Annotated in this window: 20 protein-coding genes; 13 read left to right on the forward strand and 7 right to left on the reverse strand. The window is 38.6% G+C overall.

Translation table 11 applies throughout. The annotated features are described in order from the left end of the window. The first annotated feature begins 167 nt into the window (after nucleotides 1-167). A complete protein-coding gene (locus J7E57_RS14175; protein ID WP_215164997.1) occupies nucleotides 168-728 on the forward strand; it encodes a 5-formyltetrahydrofolate cyclo-ligase in 561 nt (186 codons plus the stop codon). Between the two features lie 10 nt (nucleotides 729-738). Further along, entirely contained in the window at nucleotides 739-897 is a 159-nt protein-coding gene (locus J7E57_RS14180) for a hypothetical protein (protein ID WP_157255332.1), read from the forward strand. 233 nt (nucleotides 898-1,130) lie between these two features. Here J7E57_RS14180 and J7E57_RS14185 read toward each other — a convergent pair whose 3' ends face one another. The 4 genes from J7E57_RS14185 to J7E57_RS14200 all read right to left on the reverse strand — a co-directional run bounded on the left by J7E57_RS14185 (nucleotide 1,131) and on the right by J7E57_RS14200 (nucleotide 5,121). Further along, nucleotides 1,131-2,090: a formimidoylglutamase gene (locus tag J7E57_RS14185; protein WP_215164998.1), complete on the reverse strand. Its 960-nt coding sequence runs from the start codon at nucleotides 2,088-2,090 to the stop codon at nucleotides 1,131-1,133. A gap of 10 nt (nucleotides 2,091-2,100) precedes the next feature. Beyond that, complete coding sequence (gene hutI, locus J7E57_RS14190; protein WP_215164999.1) at nucleotides 2,101-3,342, reverse strand: imidazolonepropionase; 1,242 nt, start codon at nucleotides 3,340-3,342, stop codon at nucleotides 2,101-2,103. Between the two features lie 99 nt (nucleotides 3,343-3,441). Next, entirely contained in the window at nucleotides 3,442-4,209 is a 768-nt protein-coding gene (locus J7E57_RS14195; protein WP_215165001.1) for an exodeoxyribonuclease III, read from the reverse strand. A 213-nt stretch (nucleotides 4,210-4,422) separates the two neighbouring features. Beyond that, on the reverse strand, nucleotides 4,423-5,121 hold the full coding sequence (locus tag J7E57_RS14200) for a peptidylprolyl isomerase (RefSeq protein ID WP_215165002.1): 699 nt from the start codon (nucleotides 5,119-5,121) through the stop codon (nucleotides 4,423-4,425). 94 nt (nucleotides 5,122-5,215) lie between these two features. Here J7E57_RS14200 and J7E57_RS14205 point away from each other — a divergent pair, with 94 nt between their 5' ends. The 8 genes from J7E57_RS14205 to J7E57_RS14240 all read left to right on the forward strand — a co-directional run bounded on the left by J7E57_RS14205 (nucleotide 5,216) and on the right by J7E57_RS14240 (nucleotide 10,799). Beyond that, nucleotides 5,216-5,617 (forward strand): HYC_CC_PP family protein, encoded by a 402-nt coding sequence (locus J7E57_RS14205; RefSeq protein WP_215165004.1) that lies wholly within the window; start codon nucleotides 5,216-5,218, stop codon nucleotides 5,615-5,617. Nucleotides 5,618-5,731: 114 nt separating this feature from the next. Next, nucleotides 5,732-6,268, forward strand: a complete 537-nt coding sequence (locus tag J7E57_RS14210; protein WP_215165012.1) for a heavy-metal-associated domain-containing protein — start codon at nucleotides 5,732-5,734, stop codon at nucleotides 6,266-6,268. Between the two features lies 1 nt (nucleotide 6,269). Then, the gene (locus tag J7E57_RS14215) at nucleotides 6,270-7,082 is read left to right on the forward strand and encodes a transporter (RefSeq protein WP_215165021.1); all 813 of its coding nucleotides are present in this window, start codon (nucleotides 6,270-6,272) and stop codon (nucleotides 7,080-7,082) included. Nucleotides 7,083-7,093: 11 nt separating this feature from the next. Then, entirely contained in the window at nucleotides 7,094-7,597 is a 504-nt protein-coding gene (locus tag J7E57_RS14220) for a DUF3347 domain-containing protein (RefSeq protein WP_215165023.1), read from the forward strand. Then, nucleotides 7,597-8,157 carry a helix-turn-helix domain-containing protein gene (locus tag J7E57_RS14225; protein WP_215165030.1) on the forward strand — a complete coding sequence of 187 codons (561 nt, stop codon included), beginning with the start codon at nucleotides 7,597-7,599 and terminating at the stop codon, nucleotides 8,155-8,157. Before J7E57_RS14220 ends, J7E57_RS14225 begins: the two co-directional genes overlap by 1 nt. A gap of 122 nt (nucleotides 8,158-8,279) precedes the next feature. Further along, entirely contained in the window at nucleotides 8,280-8,852 is a 573-nt protein-coding gene (locus tag J7E57_RS14230; RefSeq protein WP_215165032.1) for a YceI family protein, read from the forward strand. A 120-nt stretch (nucleotides 8,853-8,972) separates the two neighbouring features. Continuing rightward, complete coding sequence (gene ygiD, locus J7E57_RS14235) at nucleotides 8,973-9,785, forward strand: 4,5-DOPA dioxygenase extradiol (protein WP_251029923.1); 813 nt, start codon at nucleotides 8,973-8,975, stop codon at nucleotides 9,783-9,785. Nucleotides 9,786-10,079: 294 nt separating this feature from the next. Continuing rightward, on the forward strand, nucleotides 10,080-10,799 hold the full coding sequence (locus J7E57_RS14240) for a heavy-metal-associated domain-containing protein (RefSeq protein ID WP_215165034.1): 720 nt from the start codon (nucleotides 10,080-10,082) through the stop codon (nucleotides 10,797-10,799). A gap of 1 nt (nucleotide 10,800) precedes the next feature. Here J7E57_RS14240 and J7E57_RS14245 read toward each other — a convergent pair whose 3' ends face one another. The 3 genes from J7E57_RS14245 to J7E57_RS14255 form a co-directional block, all read right to left on the reverse strand. Next, complete coding sequence (locus tag J7E57_RS14245) at nucleotides 10,801-11,277, reverse strand: DUF6265 family protein (protein WP_215165036.1); 477 nt, start codon at nucleotides 11,275-11,277, stop codon at nucleotides 10,801-10,803. Next, on the reverse strand, nucleotides 11,274-11,798 hold the full coding sequence (locus J7E57_RS14250) for a YfiT family bacillithiol transferase (protein ID WP_215165038.1): 525 nt from the start codon (nucleotides 11,796-11,798) through the stop codon (nucleotides 11,274-11,276). The genes J7E57_RS14245 and J7E57_RS14250 overlap by 4 nt, the downstream gene beginning before the upstream one ends. A 136-nt stretch (nucleotides 11,799-11,934) precedes the next feature. Beyond that, complete coding sequence (locus tag J7E57_RS14255; RefSeq protein WP_215165040.1) at nucleotides 11,935-13,332, reverse strand: aldehyde dehydrogenase family protein; 1,398 nt, start codon at nucleotides 13,330-13,332, stop codon at nucleotides 11,935-11,937. A 187-nt stretch (nucleotides 13,333-13,519) separates the two neighbouring features. On the opposite strand from J7E57_RS14255, the gene J7E57_RS14260 reads away from it, so the two are divergent. The 3 genes from J7E57_RS14260 to J7E57_RS14270 all read left to right on the forward strand — a co-directional run bounded on the left by J7E57_RS14260 (nucleotide 13,520) and on the right by J7E57_RS14270 (nucleotide 18,172). Next, on the forward strand, nucleotides 13,520-14,707 hold the full coding sequence (locus tag J7E57_RS14260) for a hypothetical protein (RefSeq protein WP_215165042.1): 1,188 nt from the start codon (nucleotides 13,520-13,522) through the stop codon (nucleotides 14,705-14,707). Between the two features lie 171 nt (nucleotides 14,708-14,878). Further along, nucleotides 14,879-17,263 (forward strand): S9 family peptidase, encoded by a 2,385-nt coding sequence (locus J7E57_RS14265; RefSeq protein WP_251029924.1) that lies wholly within the window; start codon nucleotides 14,879-14,881, stop codon nucleotides 17,261-17,263. A gap of 276 nt (nucleotides 17,264-17,539) precedes the next feature. Further along, nucleotides 17,540-18,172 (forward strand): peroxiredoxin, encoded by a 633-nt coding sequence (locus tag J7E57_RS14270; RefSeq protein ID WP_025141704.1) that lies wholly within the window; start codon nucleotides 17,540-17,542, stop codon nucleotides 18,170-18,172. Nucleotides 18,173-18,185: the final 13 nt, after the last annotated feature.

The raw sequence follows: 18,185 nt of genomic DNA on the forward strand, positions 1-18,185 counted from the left end.
TTGCTTTTAAAGACAGTACCTATTCGCTTCAAAACCTTGGCTCGTGCCTCACCTTCGGATTTTACGCTGCTATCGGGTTTATTTAACCAAAGCCTTTAGGTTTTAGGTCACAAAACCTCGCGGGTTTTCGAAACCTGCGAGGTTTGAAAATCATTATCTTTGTTATTATGTTAAAAGCCGAAATCAGAAAGCAAGCGCTAAAAGAAAGATTATTGCTGAGCGACACAGAATACGAAAGCCTATGCGAAGCCCTCTTAAATGAGTTTAAATCGCTCGATTTTAGCCAAATTAAAACCCTCCACATCTTTTTGCCCATTACAGAAAAAAAGGAGCCCAATACTTTCTTACTGATCGAGTGGCTTAATAAAAATCACCCAGAAATTAAAATCATTGTACCTAAAGCCGATTTTGAAACCGCTTTAATGACCAATCACGAATATTTAGGTGTAGGCGATTTAAGGAAAAACCTTTATAACATCCTGGAACCGCAAAAAGGAAACCTACATGAGGGCGAAGTAGATCTTGTTGTTATTCCGCTTTTAGCTTTCGATAAACAAGGTTACCGGGTGGGCTATGGCAAGGGCTTTTACGATCGTTTTTTACAGGATATAAATGCTCAAAAAATAGGCTTATCTTTGTGCCCTGCTATTGAAAAAATCGATGATGTAAATGAACACGACATCAGGTTGGATTTTTGCATTACGCCAACAGAAATTATAAAATTTTAAGCTTACCAGCATGCCACAGGAAATCGTTATCAAAACCGAAAAACAATACGAAGACAATATGATTGCGGTATTCGAGTTACAGGAAAAGGAAGAATTAACCGCTGAAGACCTGAAACAGATTGAATTGATGCTGAAAGCTGGTGAGAAGTACGAAGCTGAGCACCTGTAAGGGCTCAGTAGTTCAGTGGCCTTTAATTTTTTGGTCTGGGTGCTTTATAAAAAAGTCTTCACCCTTCCCCGATTTTTCGTCATCTCGACTGGAACGGAGAGATCTAAATCAAAAGTAGCTCGAGACAGATTTCTCGGCTGCGTTACACTCCGCTCGAAATGACGGCTTTGGCGGACAACTCACCACAGGAATAATCCGTTCGTTCTGTTCCTCCGTGGCTAAGGATAAAAGGCCTAAGAACTCTGTGCTTTAACAAAATCACTCACCAGATAAGCAACCAGTTTAGCCGTTAACTTACTCACCCTCCCATCCAACATTCGGGCTGCGCCTTCACAAATATGTAGATAAGAAAACTTCTTCACACTGGTTAGAATGAGTTTTCTAATATCGTTAACAGCAAAACCAGATGGTGTTTCAGCACTGGAAAGTACATTTTGAACGCAGTCCAAATCGATTTCCAAACCCGCAACTGAACCTATTTCATTCACCAGGTCAGTAAAGTCAGCCCCAGTTAAAATATCGTCAAAAAACACAGCCTTAAGCTTTGGGTTCGTATCTATTTGATTTAAAATAGCTTCATTATTATAATTTTGATGCAAGCCATACATGAAATAACTATTCAGGTAGTTTTCTTTTAACGCATAAGAAAATCCGTTCCCGCTGTGCCTACCTTCCAGTTCTCTTAAATCAGCATGCGCATCCACATTTAAGACCGCTATCGGGCTTTTATGTACGAAAGAAGTACCCTTAATTATTGGGTAGGCATTATTATGACCACCGCCAATTACAATAGGTATTTTGCCTGCAGCTACTATTTTTTCAATTACAGGATAAACCAGCTCATCAATCTGTGCAACTTTGTTTCTTAAACCCATTATGGAAGGATCTTCGGGCTCATCGATTTCGAAATGGCCTAAAATCAAAACCTCCTCGCCATTTAAAAAGCGGTTGCTCTGGGTATTTAAAAAAGCCACCAAACTTGGCCGCCACATAGAGGCCGCGCCCGCAATACCTAAGTTTGCACGCACGCCTATGTCTTCTGGAATACCCAACAATACAAATTTCGCACTTGCCCCTTTCAGTTCATCCCATGAGGATAAGACAGCAACTTTTTCGCCCAGTTTGGTTTCGCCATCACGAGCGATGATTAAACGGTCGATGTCGCCCTGCGAATATATTTTAAGGTTATCCATTATAAAAAGGTTATCCATTATAAATTTCACCGTTTAAAATAACTGTCTCTATTTGCGTTTCACCAAAACTATATGGCAAATAGGCAATTGAAGGCATCGGTTTGGTTATAAACAGGTTCGCTTTTTTACCAACGGTAATGCTTCCATAATCTTCACTCATCTCCATCGCTGCCGCACCATTTAATGTTGCAGCATTTATCGCCTGCTCAGGAAACATCTTCATTTTAATACACGCAAGTGACACCACAAAATTCATATTTCCTGAAGGTGTTGAACCCGGATTGTAATCGGTAGCCAAAGCAACCGGCAAATCGGCTCTTATAAAGCTTTTGGCATCAGCAAAAGGAATACCTAGGTAAAACGAACAAGAAGGGAGTAATGTTACAATGGTATCAGCATTTCTTAGCGTTCGGATCGTTTCTTCATCACTTTCTTCGAGGTGATCAACTGAAATGGCTCTATTTTGCACAGAGACCTCTACTGCCCCCGAAACGGAAAGTTGATTGGCGTGTACTTTTGGTTTTAGTCCATATTTTGCACCCGCCTTTAATACCTGATCGGCTTCTCCGACAGAGAAAAACCCTTTTTCGCAAAAAACATCAATATAATCCGCCAGTTTTTCTTCTGCTATTTGAGGTAACATTTCATTAATAATTAAATCGATGTAACCCTGATGGTTGTTTTTAAATTCAGCCGGATAAGCATGTGCGGCTAAGAAAGTTGCTTTTATAGGAATCGGGAACTGATCTTTTAGCCTGCGGATCACCCTGAGCATTTTGATTTCACTCTCCGTGGTTAATCCATATCCGCTTTTAATTTCAACGGCACCGGTTCCCAGACGGATCATTTGCTTTAACCGCACAGATGCACTTTCAAACAATTCATCTTCCGAAGCTTTTTGGAGTTTATTAGCCGAATTTAGAATCCCGCCACCCGCCGCGGCAATTTCTTCGTAGCTTTTGCCTTGGATTTTCATTGCAAATTCTTCCTCGCGCGAAGCAGCAAAAACAATGTGTGTATGGCTATCGCACCAGGAGGGGAAAATATATCTGCCCTCTGCTGAGATTTGAGACGAGAGATTTGAGATATGAGATGGGATTGAATCCATCTTACCAAAATCTTTGATCAAACCGCTTTCAATTAAAAGCCAGGCATTTTCAAGAACTGGTAACGAATCTAATTCACCGCCACGCAGCACTAATTTATCTTTGGAATGTAAGCCCATCAGGCCTTTTATATTTGTGATTAGCATTCGGTTAGATTAAGGTTAATTGTTTAAACTGTGCAAATTGGTTAATTGAGTTTTGGTTACAGTTAACCGATTTAAACAATTAACCAGTTAACCAAATACCTAATCGATCTCTAAAAGAACCGGACAATGATCTGAATGTATCGCGTCGGGTAAGATTCTAACATTTTTCAATCGGCTTTCCATAGGCTTTGTGGCCAAATGGTAATCGATCCGCCAACCCAGATTCTTTCCTCTCGAACCGGCGCGGTAGCTCCACCAGGTATAATGGTGCGGGTCCTTATTAAAATGACGGAAAGTATCGATGAAACCATTATCCAAAAATAACTGCATCCACTCCCGTTCTTCCGGTAAAAAGCCCGATGAATTGGCGTTTGATTTTGGGTTGTGAATATCGATGGAGGTATGACAGATATTATAATCGCCACTTACAATTAAATTTGGGATCTCTTTGCGCAATTCTCCAATATACACATCAAAAAACCGCATAAATTCGTACTTTTTAACCTGACGTTCATCTCCGCTTGAGCCAGATGGCATATAGAGACTCATTAAAGAAAAATCATCAAAATCTGCCCTTAAAATTCTACCCTCTTTATCGATCCATTCTTCACCGCAGCCAAATTCGATATGATTCGGTTTAATTCTGGTCAGAATTGCCACACCACTATATCCCTTTTTTTCAGCGGGGAACCAATAATGATGGTAGCCAAGTTGCTCAATTAGGCCAATAATTTCTGGAATCTGTACAGGCAGCGCCTTTACTTCTTGCAGGCAGACCATATCAGCATCTGTAGCCTGAAGCCAGCCAAAAAAGTTTTTGGTACTTGCTGCCCTAATCCCATTAACGTTATAGGAGATAATCTTCATTCAGTAAATTTCAATTGTTGTGGACGGTAAATTTAGAAATTAATTGAATAAATGCTTAGTAATCCAATTAATGATATTTATTAGCAACCGTCATCTCGACTGAAACGCAGTGGAATGGAGAGATCTGCCTCAATAGATCTCTCGACTACGTTGCACTCCGCTCGAGATGACGCCAACCAGGGAAATTATCATCTAAATGACGATTATCTTTGATCAACCCATCAATAGTCGTTTCTCTAACTTTTTCGCCGCTCTTCTTTTCAAAACCGTGACTTCCATTTTTACATCTTGCTTTGGACGATTGTTTTTATCAGTTGCCAGAACAGCTATTTTATCTACCATATCCAAACCAAGCACTATTTCGCCATAAACGGTATAGTTTCTATCCAAATGAGGCGTACCACCTATCGTTTTATATACCTCACGCTGCCATTCAGGAATTTTGAATTTCAGGCGTTTTTCTTCTACGCTATTCAATTGCTGATCGGTAAAAACTTTACCCTGAACCAGGTAAAACTGACTACCACTAGATGCTTTGGCCGGATTAACATCATCACCTTCCCTTGCCGCAGCCAAAACGCCTTTCTTATGGAACAAACTATCATTAAACTCTGCTGGAATGGTATATTTAGGCCCGCCTTCACCCAACAAGGAGTCTGGCTTGGCATTTTTAGAATCTGGATCACCACCCTGAATCATAAAATCTTTAATCACCCTGTGAAATAAAACACCGTTGTAATATCCCGATTTGGTTAATTTCAAAAAGTTATCGCGGTGTAAAGGGGTTTGATTATATAGCCTAACTATACATTCTCCAAATTCGGTTTTAATGCGTACATATTGATTTTCGGGCTTTGCAGCAAAGGCTGAAAGTATCGAAAAGGTGCAGAGGAATAATAATATTTTCTTCATTTAATTGGTGTTTAAGGCTAAAGTAAGCTAAAAAATGAAATTCAATAAATAATTATCGGCATTATTCGATATTTTTTCCATTACATTTGTATTAATGAAGTTAAAACAAAAAATAGCACTTTCTTTGGCTGTATTCTATGCAGTTAGTGTTATGGGTTTGGCTTTAAGTCTCCATTTCTGTGGTGGCAAACTAGAAAATGTTAAACTTTTTAGCAATGAGGTTTCATGCAAATTCTGCAAAGACATTCCTGCCGAAAAGAAAGATGATGGTTGCTGCAAAAATACCCAGGTAACCGTTAAAGTTAAAGATAGTCACCAAACAGCGGCACAGGTACAAATGCCAAAGTTGTTTTCAATCCAACTTTTTCTTCATCCTCCGCTTTTAGAATTTCTGACTAACATTACGCCGAAGTTTTTCAGTAAAATTTCGAATAAAGCTCCACCACTCTCCTCGCGGATTGCCTTGCACATTTTCAATTGTATTTTTAGGATTTAGGATTTTCTAATCTCTTCGTCATCCTGAACTTGTTTCAGGATCCATTTTGCTATGTGCCCCTGAAATGAATCAAAGGGAGACAATAGCTAAAAATTATTCTAATTCAAAAAAATCATGAAAGCAATAAAAATATTCAGCATCATTATGCTATTCTTCGCCGTTAATGTTTCGGCACAACAAATATCTACAGCTGATTTACAGGTAACCGGTTTAACCTGTTCTATGTGTTCTAACGCAACACAAAAATCGTTAGAAACGCTAACCTTTATCAGCAGCGTAAAACCAGATTTAAACAAAAACACCTTTGTTCTAACTTTTAAAAAAGATGCAAATATCAATCTTGATTTAGTTCGCAAAAAGGTTCAGGATGCTGGTTTTTCGGTTGGTGGTTTAACCGCAAGTTTCAATTTTAACCAGGTAAAAATAGACGATAAAGGTCAGGCAGTTGTTGATGGCAATGTATATCGTTTTGTAAATGCGAAAAGCAAAACACTTAACGGGACTGTAAAAGCCAGTGTGGTTGATAAAAACTTCATTTCCGGTTCAGCATTTAAGAAGCAAGCCACAACTGCTAATTCTGATGCTTATGCGAGTGGTACTGGCGTAGTTAACGGAAAAAAAACGCGTATTTATCACTTAGTTCTTTCTTAAGATGAAAAGGGTACTCGTATTGGCGCTGATGATTATTGGCGTCTATACAAATGGTTTTGCACAAGAACTATATGTATTTACCGAGCCTGCCAGTAATATGCCAACCAAATCGATCGGTGTAAGAATTACGAATGAAGGCATGTTCAACAATCCTGGTTTTGTAAGCAGGACCATTCCGGAAGTAATGATCGGATTCAACAAAAACCTGATGATGCATGCACAAGGTTTTTTATCTGATATGGATGGAAAGTACCGTTTAGAGGGTGGAAGTCTTTATGCCAAGTATCGGTTTTTATCATTAGATGAAACACATAGCCACTTTAGGGCAGCAGCTTTTGGGAGGGTAAGCACCAGCAAAAGACCAACCTACACCAGAGATATTAATCTCGAAGGTGATAATAGCGGCATACAGGGTGGATTAATTTTCACGCAGCTTTTGCACAAACTGGCACTATCAACCACTTTGGGTTATGCACATGCTTTCGAAAACAGCGATAGGCAAATTGCGGGAATGCCTCAGCCTAAAAATATGTTATCATACAGTTTATCGTCAGGATATTTGGTATTACCGGTTGTTTATAAAGATTACAATCAGCCAAATTTCAATGTATATTTAGAATTATTGGGCAAAACAGACCCGAGCAGTGGCCAGTCTTACCTGGATATCGCTCCGGCCATACAGATGGTTTTGAACAGCACAACCCGTATCGATTTAGGCTATCGTTTTCAGGCCACAGGAAATATGGATAACCGGTACACCAAAAACATGTATCTGCTCCGAGCAGAATTTAATTTCTTTAACGTTTTAAAATAAAATACAGCAAAATGAAAAAAATATTGGGAATAGTTGCCGTCATAACAATCGCAACAACAGCTTTCACCTATGCACAAAGCAAAACAGATGTAGCCTTAAATCAGGCATTAACAGCTTATTACGATGTAAAAAATGCTTTAGCAACAGATAAAAAAGACTTAGCCATCGAAAAAGTAAAGATTTTATCGGCAAAAGTAAATGCAGTGAACCATAAAGATCTACCTGCCGATCAGCATAAAACATTTATGGAACAAGCGGCCATCATTAAAAATAAAGCCGCACAACTTGCGGGTTCGAATGACATCAAAACACAAAGAAAAGCTTTTGAAGGAATTTCTTATGCCATGATTAAAACCTTAAAGAGCCTAAAATTTAATAACAAAACCGTTTATGTTCAACATTGCCCAATGGCTAAGGCAAGCTGGTTAAACGAAAAGGAAAACATCGAAAATCCATACTATGGAAGTATGATGTTTGATTGCGGGGATGTTGCTGAAACTATAAAATCAAAATAATGAAACTGCATATCAAAAACATGGTATGCAACCGTTGTAAAATGGTGGTTAAAGCTGAGCTGGAAAAACTCGGCTTTAAACCATTATTGGTTGAACTGGGCGAAGTTACCTTGGCTGAAAACATTTCTCCGGAGGATAAAATCAAGATATCGGATAATTTGACTCATTTTGGGTTCGAATTACTTGAGGATAGGAAAACCCAGATTGCAGAGCAGATTAAAACCGCCATTATTAATCTGGTACACTATACCCAAGAGCCATTAAAAATCAATCTTTCTGCCTATCTCGGCGAGCAGTTAAAACTGGAATATACGAGCTTAAGTGCTATTTTTTCGGAAGTGGAAAATCAAACTATCGAGAAGTATTTCATTGCTCAAAAAATAGAAAAAGCAAAAGAGATGCTTACTTATGGCGAACTTACCCTTAGCGAGATTGCCTATCAGCTAAATTACAGCAGCGTTGCACACCTATCAGCACAATTTAAAAAAGTAACCAGAATTACCCCTTCAGTTTATAAGGCCACATCAACAGATAGCAGGAAAACGCTTGACGAAATATAATAATGTAAAATTTAATAGTTGATGGCTATAGACCATCAACTATTAACCAAATTTCTTACCATAAATCAAGACTAATCGGCTGATTGTGTGATAACTTTGTACTTAACTAAATTCTATTAGGTATGAAAAAATTATTCTTATTTCTGATCGCTACCTCAATTAGTGTGGCATCATTTGCACAAACAAGCTGGAAAATTGATCCTATGCATTCGTTTGTTAACTTTTCGGTTAAACACATGGGCATTTCTTTCGTTGATGGTTCTTTTAAAAAATTCGACGGAACAGTAACGGCTTCTAAACCAGATTTAACGGATGCTAAAATCAGTTTTACTGTTGATGTAAATAGCATTACTACTGGTGTCGATATGAGAGATGGTCACTTAAAAACTGACGATTTTTTTAATGTGGCAACTTACCCAACCATGAAATTCGAAAGCACTTCTTTCAAAAAATTAAATGGCAACAACTACGAATTAAGTGGTAAATTGACTATCCGTGATGTAACCAAAGATGTAAAATTTGCTGTTGTTTATGGCGGCACCGCTAAAGATCAACAAGGTAATACCAAAGCTGGCTTTGGTGCTACAACTACCATTAACCGTTTAGATTATAATATCAAATACGATCCAACAGGCGCTGGCGTTGCAAAAGATGTTGCTATTAAATTAAACCTGGAATTTGTTCAGGGGAAATAATATATAAATCGTCATTTCGAGTGAAGCACAGCGGAATCGAGAAATCTTTTAACCTACGATGGCTTATAAGCTTTAAAGATCTCCACTTCACTCGAAATGACGATCATCCCATAGAAAATCATGTCTACACTATCTCAATTCAGAAGTTTTACTCAGCGCTTGCCTCAAACCGAGTTGATGCCAACACTTTTTATTGGTCATGGTTCGCCAATGAACGGTATCGAAAATAATGAGTTTAGCCAGAGTTGGGCAGAACTGGCAAAAAATATTCCTGTTCCAAAAGCCGTGCTGGTGGTATCGGCCCATTGGTACACTCATGGCACCTTTGTCACCGCGATGGATTTTCCAAGCACCATTCACGATTTTGGAGGTTTTCCGCAAGCACTTTTTGATGTTCAATATCCTGCCCCGGGCGATCCCGAACTGGCTGCAGAAATTCCGAATTTAATTCACTCTACCCCTGTTGGTTTAGACCACGATTGGGGTTTGGATCATGGCACCTGGACAGTAGTTAAACACATGTACCCAAATGCAGATATTCCAGTTTTGCAATTGAGTATCGATTACACCAAATCACCTGCACAACATTATGAAATTGCTAAGGAAATTTATGCGCTCCGCAAAAAAGGCGTACTGGTTATCGGTAGTGGCAATATGGTACACAACCTCCGCATGTTAAGCTGGGAAATGATTAATGGTGGCGGTTATGATTGGGCAATTGAAATGAATAATAAGTTTAAAAATTTAATTGCCAACGGCGACCATAAACCTTTGATCAACTATCGTAACCTAGGTACCGATGCGATGTTGGCCATCCCTACCCCAGAGCATTATTTACCATTAATTTATACCCTCGGAATGAAAAACGACAAGGAAGAAGTTTCTTTCAAGAAGTTTCTTTCTTTAATGACAAAGCTGTTGGCGGTTCGTTAACCATGACTTCGGTTTTGGTGGGATAAGCAGGGGCTTAGGGAGGAACAGATCGTTAAAACTAGTTTTTTATCTGAAACCTTAATTTTCTTAACTCCTTAATGATGAAAAACAAAGTAACTCTCTTTACCATTGAGAAATTAAGTACATTAGGAAGTATACTATAGACTTCTCGGTTGCGCTCGAAACGACGATTATTCGCAGGATGTCAATACCCTAAAATTCTATAAAACTTTATGATTATTCTGTAACGCTTATGGCCCTATGAAGCGGTAAATTTGTATAAAGATTTTAATCATGACACACACCTATCAACTTACCGGCATGACTTGTGGCGGTTGCGAAAATAAAGTAAAAAGTAACCTGCTCGTTTTACCAGATGTAACTTCTGTTGAGGTTTCGAAAGTTACCAATTCTGCTACCATTAGCATGGATAAACATATTGGCTTAGATACACTCCAACAAGCTTTGGGCGGATCAGAAAGCAAATATCAAATTTCTGCCGCCCACCATAGCGAAACACTTGAAGAAGCAAAATCGTGGGCCGAAACTTATAAACCCATTTTATTGATATTCGGTTATGTTACTGCCATATCACTTGTGGTTTCGTGGCAATCAAGCGGAATTAATTTCATGGTGTTCATGCGCGTTTTTATGGCGGGTTTCTTCCTCACCTTCTCTTTCTTTAAAATGCTTAATCTGAAAGCTTTTGCCGAAAGTTATGCCATGTACGATATCATAGCCAAAAAATTTAGCGTATGGGGATATATCTATGCTTTTATCGAACTTGGATTAGGCTTATCTTTTGCATTAAACCTATCACCCGTAGTTGTAAACTGGGTTACGCTAATTGTAATGACGGTAAGCATCCTTGGCGTTTTGGAAAGTGTTTTAAACAAGAAAAAGATTCAGTGTGCCTGTTTAGGTGCGGTTTTTAACTTACCCATGAGTACCGTAACCATTGTTGAAGATGCCATTATGATTGCCATGAGCGCAGCAATGCTGATTTTAATGTAAACTATTGCCGTTTATACCTAAACTCCGATTTTCGGCTTTTACCATTAAGCTCGCCTTCAATCCAGGCGAGTAAATCATTTTTTCCCTGATTTTGGTAAACTATCCGCTGCGGAAAATCGTGTGTTTTATCTTCGAAAACATAGGTCTCATCTTTTGTGGCAATAAGTTTGAAACAAGTCTCTTTTCCTTCGTTCTGTCCTGTTACAGTTGAACAGTAAAAAATATCTTTTCCAACCCTTTTGATCTGAAGGGTTTCGGTAAGCAAACTATCACCTTTGGCATTTATTCGATAGCTTTTGCCGCTGAGTGTTTTATCCGGGTTTTGCACCCACTGCTCTATAATTTTTCCTTTTGGCGTTTGCATTTCCCATGAACCTAAAATGAAAGCAAAGGTTTTTGAAGGATTTTTTTGTGCGTTAACATTAGTGCAAAACCCAATAAGGATTAAGGCCATAAAAATTAAACGAGTTCTTTTCATTTTGCTATTGTATTTGTAATGTGTGCTAAATGATGTTTTCCATGCCAGGCGTACATACCCAACATGTTTGCTAATGTAAGTTCTTTTCCCTGAGCTGGGTGAATGTATTTTCGCTGATAATATTCTGGTTTCAATGTTTTTAAAAAAGCAACCCAACGTTGGTGCAAAGCAGCCAATAAATCTATAGATAATTTGATATCACCATTTTTTGCTTCCCCTGTTTCTGCCCAGCGTTCTTCGTAATATGGCCTGATTACGGGAATATCTTCGGTAATGGCTTGTTTAAAACGGATATAAGCATTGATGTGGCTATCTGGAATATGGTGAACAACTTGCCTCAACGTCCATCCTTCCGGGCGATAAGTTTGGTTTAATTCTTTTTCGGTCAAATTTTCGGTAGCTTTCCTAAGCTGATTAGGCAAAGCCTCTATTTCGGAAATCCACACGTCGATTTGTTTTTGATCGAAAATTTCTGGCATTAAAAATTGACCGATCGGATATTTAAGCTGTTCTAAATCCATGAACCCAAAATAAGGAGAATTATTGAGTTTTTAACCGCAAAGATCACAGAGAGGAAGGCGCAGAGTCCTCAGAGGTGGTCGCATACTGTAAACACAAAATCTGCGTATATCTCCTTAGATCTGCGGGATACTAAATCTACATCAATTTCTTTAGCCATTTTAACAAGCTCATTTTTTTTTCGTAAGGCGGATAAATCATTTTGGTTAACCCCCAATTCGACTGGAAAACCACTGACCTTTCGTGCGAAAAGGTTTTAAAACCAAAAATACCATGACAACTGCCTATGCCGCTATTGTTTACCCCACCAAAAGGCAAATTAGGATTACCGATATGGACCAATACATCATTTACACAGGTTCCGCCTGCACTTGTTTCAGTAATAATTTTATTTTGGTTCTGTTTATTGTCTGAGAAAATATAAAGCGCCAAAGGCTTTTCTTTCCTGTTCACAAAATCAATTGCCTCCTGTAGATTTTTGTAAGTAATTACAGGTAAAATTGGTCCAAAAATTTCTTCCTGCATGATCGCGCTGCCCTCAGCTACCGAAATTAAAAGTGTTGGTGTAATGGTTAAATCTTGCTCATCCGATTTTCCACCAAAGGCCAGTACAGCACCATCATGAAGGGCTTCTTCAATCAATTTATTTAAGCGGTGAAACTGCTTTGGATTGATGATTTTAGCATAATCATTTTTGTTAATTTCCGCTTCGCTAAAGAACATTTTTTGAACCGCTGCCTTATAGTGCATTTCAAAATCGGCCAACTTATTTTCTTTAATTAATACATAATCCGGGGCAATACAGGTTTGTCCTGCGTTTACCAATTTACCCCAGGCAATTTTTTCTGCAGCTTTTTGTAGGTCACAAGTTTCATCTACAATAGCTGGCGATTTACCACCAAGCTCTAAGGTAACTGAAGCAAGATTTTTTGCTGCAGCTTCCATCACCACTTTACCGATTGCTGTACTTCCTGTAAAAAAGATATGGTCGAATGGGAGCTTCAACAATTCGGTGGAAACATCAACGTCACCTTCAAAACAGGCGATTTCTTTTGGATCAAAATTATCTGAAATCAATTTACTGATCACATCCGCCATTGCTCCGCTCAGTTCAGACGGCTTCAGGACTACACAATTGCCAGCTGCTATGGCAGAAATCAACGGACTCATGATTAATTGCAATGGATAATTCCAGGGTGCAATAATCAGGCAAACACCTTTTGGTTCATAATAAATTTTATTGCTGGCAAAAAGATTGCTCATGGTCCTGCCTGCCGATTTTGGTTTCATCCAGCTACGCAGCTTTTTTATGGCATGATTTATTTCGGCATAAGTAAAAAACAGTTCAGTTACTGCGGTTTCGAAACGGCTTTTGCGCAAGTCATTCTTCAATGCGGCAAATATTTCTTCCTCGGCATTTTCTAGTGCCTGTTTAAGCTGCCTTAGTTTTCCAATGCGTGTTTTAGCATCCGTTTTGCGCAACCCGAATTTATGTTGCTGCTGTAAAGCGAAAACTGATTTTATCTGTTCTTCCATAATTAACAAAGGCTCACAATTTTTATTGTATAAGCAATTTAAGAAAATATGTGGTTCGTAAGGTTATATGAAAATTAAGGGATTAATCGAGCTAGCTAGCGTTGTGCGTTAATTTTAGTTAAAATGCACCCATTTCATTAAAAATTCATTCATTTAAAGCATATTGCAGCAAATTTTAATATTCAAGATGAAAAGATTGTTTTTTGTTTTCGCATTTGTAATTCCGATGGTTATACATGCCCAAACCCTAAAAACAGATGTATTGGTTATTGGTAGTGGCGATGCCGCTTATTCAGCATCTTTTCAATCATTCAAATCAGGTGTTAAAACAATTCTGCTTACGCAAAAGGAACAGCTTGATCTTAAGAAAATTTCTGATAGCAAGCCCAAAGAAGTAACTCTTTTTTATCAAAGCTTTTTAAAAAGGGAGATTGAAAACGCTAAAAACTTAGATGCACCTAAACCAAAGCCAGACAAAAAGAAACCACTAAAAGTAACAGTTGATAGCACTCAGCTTTTAAATGTAATCCATGGTATTCCTTACACCGAAATTAAACGGTCAGGCAATGGCTGGGAAGTGAAGCTCACCAAAGACAAAAGCATTAAAGCAAAAGTTCTGGTTATAGCCGACAATCCAGAAAAGTTAATGACTGCATTAAAAATTACGGGCTTAAATCCTGCAACTTCAAATCAATTAAATTATAGTGAGAATTTATATAGAACAACAGTAGCCAGTGTTTTGTCCAAAGGGGCAAATTTTTTATCATTATACAGCCTGCTCATCCCAAACCAAGAAAACCTTTTATATATTTCTGCCGATCAGTTCGAAATTGGCCCTGCTGCAGGTGCAATCGCAGCCTATGCTGCATTTTTCGATACCAAAACCAGTTTGTCAAATTTAAAAAGGATCCAGGGTGAGTTATTAGCCTATAAACATACGTTAATGCCTTTTGAGGATGTAAAAGCGATTGATTCTAACTGGCTGGCCATCCAAAAAGTGGGTATAACGGGAATTATCAAAGCAGAAATAAAACAAGATAAAGCCTATTTCAATCCAGAAAAAGAGATTACTTACGATGAAATTAAGCAGCCAATCAAAGATTATTATTACAAGGCTCAGATCTGGTTTGATGATCATCAGAATATTCCCATCAATTTAGAAAATACCATTGCGATGGTTTGTTATGTGGGCAATAAATCGGTTGAGGCAATCAAAACCGAACTGCAAAAAAAATGGAACAAAAATTATAAATTCGCTTCTAAATACGACCTTAAAAAAGTGTTAACCAGGCGAGAATTTGCAGTAATCATCAACGAGTACTTAAAGCCTTTCGATGATGTGAATGTAGATAAAACCGGAGGGGTAATCCGCTAGGATTTAACCGCAGATGGGCACAGATAAACACATATCTGATATGTAATTCCAAAATTTCATCCGGGTTCATCCTTTTTATTTGTGGTTAATTAAAAACGGCACTTGTAACATTTCCATTTCCTGTTAAAATTAGCAAGTCCATTCCCTAAATTGCAGCCAAACCTAAAATTCATGAAGAAATATTTACTTTTCCTTTTGCTTTGCACAGGCGAATATGCTTTTGCGCAACAATTAGCGCCTTTAACCGTCGAAAAGATAATGCGCGATCCAAAGTGGATGGGCGTTGCACCGACTAACTTCCGGTGGACTGCGGATAGCAAAACCCTGTACTTCAACTGGAATCCTGAAAATAAAGCTAAAGAAGAGTTATTTAAAGTTTCGGCAGCAGCTACCAAACCCGTTAAAGCGGCAGAAAAGGAAGATGAAAAGCTTTTAAGTTTAAACTATACCTATAACACTGACCGCTCGCTCGGTTTAATCGAAAAAAGTGGCGATATCTATTTACAGAATTTCAAAAGCAATAAAGAAACGCGGCTAACCAGCACGCAAGAGCGAGAAAACAGCCCTGTTTTTTTAACCAATGGAAATATCGTTTATCAATTGGGCGATAATCTTTTCGAAGTGGATTTAAAATCTGCCGAAACCAAACAACTCACTAATTTCGTTAAAGGTAAAAAAGCAGGCCGACCGGAAACCAAGCCGCTTACCGAGCAGGATAAATGGCTAAAGACACAGCAAACCGAATTGTTCGATATCATTAAAAAAAGAAATGCAGAAACCAGAAGTGGCGCCCGCGGTGGAAGAGGCCGTTCTGGCGCAACATCTGCTGATTCAAAACCATTAAAAGAGCTTTATACAGAAGATAAGTTTTTAAATGGTGTAACCATTAGTCCCGATGGGCATTTTATTACTTATAAGCTAACCACGCCAGCCCAGAATAACCATAGCACTGTTGTTCCGAATTATATCACATCATCAGGCTATACCGAAGATATTCCTGGCAGAACAAAGGTTGGGGAAAATGAAAATATTTCGCAGGGCTTTATCTACGATACCCAAAAAGATTCTGTTTATGCCATTCAGACTGCTACCATACCGGGCATTAAAGATCTTCCCGATTACCTTAAAGATTATCCAAAAGAATTGGATACGCTAAAAAAGAAAAACGCAGACAGACCTGTAAATTTCTTCGGCCCGCTTTGGAACGATAACGGAAGTACCGCAATCGTAGTTGCCACTTCAACCGACAATAAAGACCGCTGGATCTTAAAACTGGATGCATCAACAGGGAAGTTTTCTCTAATAGATCGTCAGCGCGATGAAGCCTGGATTGGTGGCCCGGGCATTAGTGGCTTTTACCAAGGTAGCACCGGATGGATAGACAATAACCGCTTTTACTACCAAAGCGAAGCTAGCGGATTCTCACACCTTTATGTAGTTAATGCTGCCACAGGTGATAAAAAACAACTTACTTCTGGCAAATGGGAAGTGCAATCTGTTCAGCTCTCAAAGGATAGAAGTACATTTTATCTTAAAACAAATAGGGAGCACCCAGGGATTACAAACTTCTTTAAAATCAGTGTAAACGGTGGTGAGCTTGTTCAGATTACAACCCTGAAAGGCTTAAATGATATCACCCTCTCTCCTGACGAAAAATACATAGCCATTAATTATTCCTTTATAGACAAACCTGGAGAGTTATATCTTCAGCCAAATAAGGTTGGTGCCAAAGCCGAAAAAATTACCCAATCTACCTCTGCCGAATTTAATTCTTACAAGTGGCGTCAACCGGATATGGTAAGCTTCAAAAACCGTTATGGTGCAGATGTTTATGCGAGGGTGTATAAATCTGATAATCCACACCCTAATCACCCTGCGGTAGTTTTTGTTCATGGAGCAGGCTATCTTCAAAATGTGCATTTCGGCTGGAGCACCTACTTCCGCGAGTTTATGTTCAATAATTTACTGGCCGATAATGGTTACACGGTAATCGATATCGATTATACCGGAAGCTCCGGTTATGGCCGCGATCACCGTACAGGTATTTACCGTCACATGGGTGGAAAAGATTTAACCGATCAGGTTGATGGCGTTAAGTTTTTGGTGGAGAAATACGGCGTTAATCCTCAGCACGTTGGTTTATATGGCGGCTCGTACGGCGGCTTTATTACTTTGATGGCAATGTTCAATGAAGCGGATGTTTTTGCCAGTGGTGCAGCATTACGTTCAGTTACCGATTGGGCGCACTATAATCATGGCTATACTTCGAACATTTTAAATGAACCGTTTAACGATCCTATTGCTTACAAAAGAAGCTCGCCGATCTATTTCGCCGATAAATTAAAGGGCAACCTTTTAATGGCGCATGGAATGGTTGATGTGAATGTTCACTTTCAGGATATTGTTCGTATTAGTCAACGTTTTATAGAGTTGGGCAAAAACAATTGGGAACTGGCTGTTTACCCCGTTGAAGACCACGGTTTTATCGAGCCTAGCAGCTGGACTGACGAGTATAAAAGGATATTTAAGCTGTATGAAAATACGTTGAAGAAGTAGCCCCTTTTTTATTAAGTCGTCATTTCGACTGGAGCACAGCGGAACGGAGAAATCTTTGAACGATATTTAATTCAAAGATTTCTCCACTACGGTCGAAATGACGATCCTGAAAAGCATCCCTCAATATCAGAATAGAAATCTATTATATCTTTTTAAATAAATATAGTTTTCATCTATATCGTTATCAATAAATACAATTAACAATTAGTAAAACAGGGTTGATTGACATCTGTTTTAGCCCTACCTTTGTGGCATAAAATTAAAGACAAAAAAATTATGGCAATAGTAGGCAAAAAATTCCCAAGTGTTAGTATTGATGCAATGTCAGACATGGGTGATGACTTGAAAATCAACGTATTTGAAGAGGCAGTAAATAAAAATAGCAAAGTGTTATTGTTCTGGTATCCAAAAGATTTTACTTTCGTTTGCCCTACAGAATTACATGCTTTCCAAGCTGCTTTACCTGAGTTTGAAAAAAGAAATACAATTGTAATCGGTGCATCTTGTGATACCAACGAAGTTCACTTCGCATGGTTAAATACACCAAAAGATAACGGCGGTATTGAAGGTGTTACTTATCCAATCTTAGCTGATACACACAGACAATTATCTGGCATCCTTGATATTTTAGATCAGGAAGTTAACTATGACGAAGAAGGAAACGAATCTTTCTCAGGATCAAATGTTTCTTTCAGAGCTACTTATTTAATCGACGAAACTGGTAAAGTTTTCCACGAAAGTGTTAACGATATGCCATTAGGCAGAAACGTTAAAGAATATTTACGTTTAATCGATGCTTACGCTCACGTTCAAAAACATGGCGAAGTTTGTCCTGCAAACTGGGAAGAAGGAAAAGAAGCAATGAATGCGAACAGAACTGGTGTTGCTGAATATTTAGCCGCTAACTAATTAAACAAAACGT

Source organism: Pedobacter sp. ISL-64, assembly GCF_018613605.1.
Classification (GTDB): domain Bacteria; phylum Bacteroidota; class Bacteroidia; order Sphingobacteriales; family Sphingobacteriaceae; genus Pedobacter.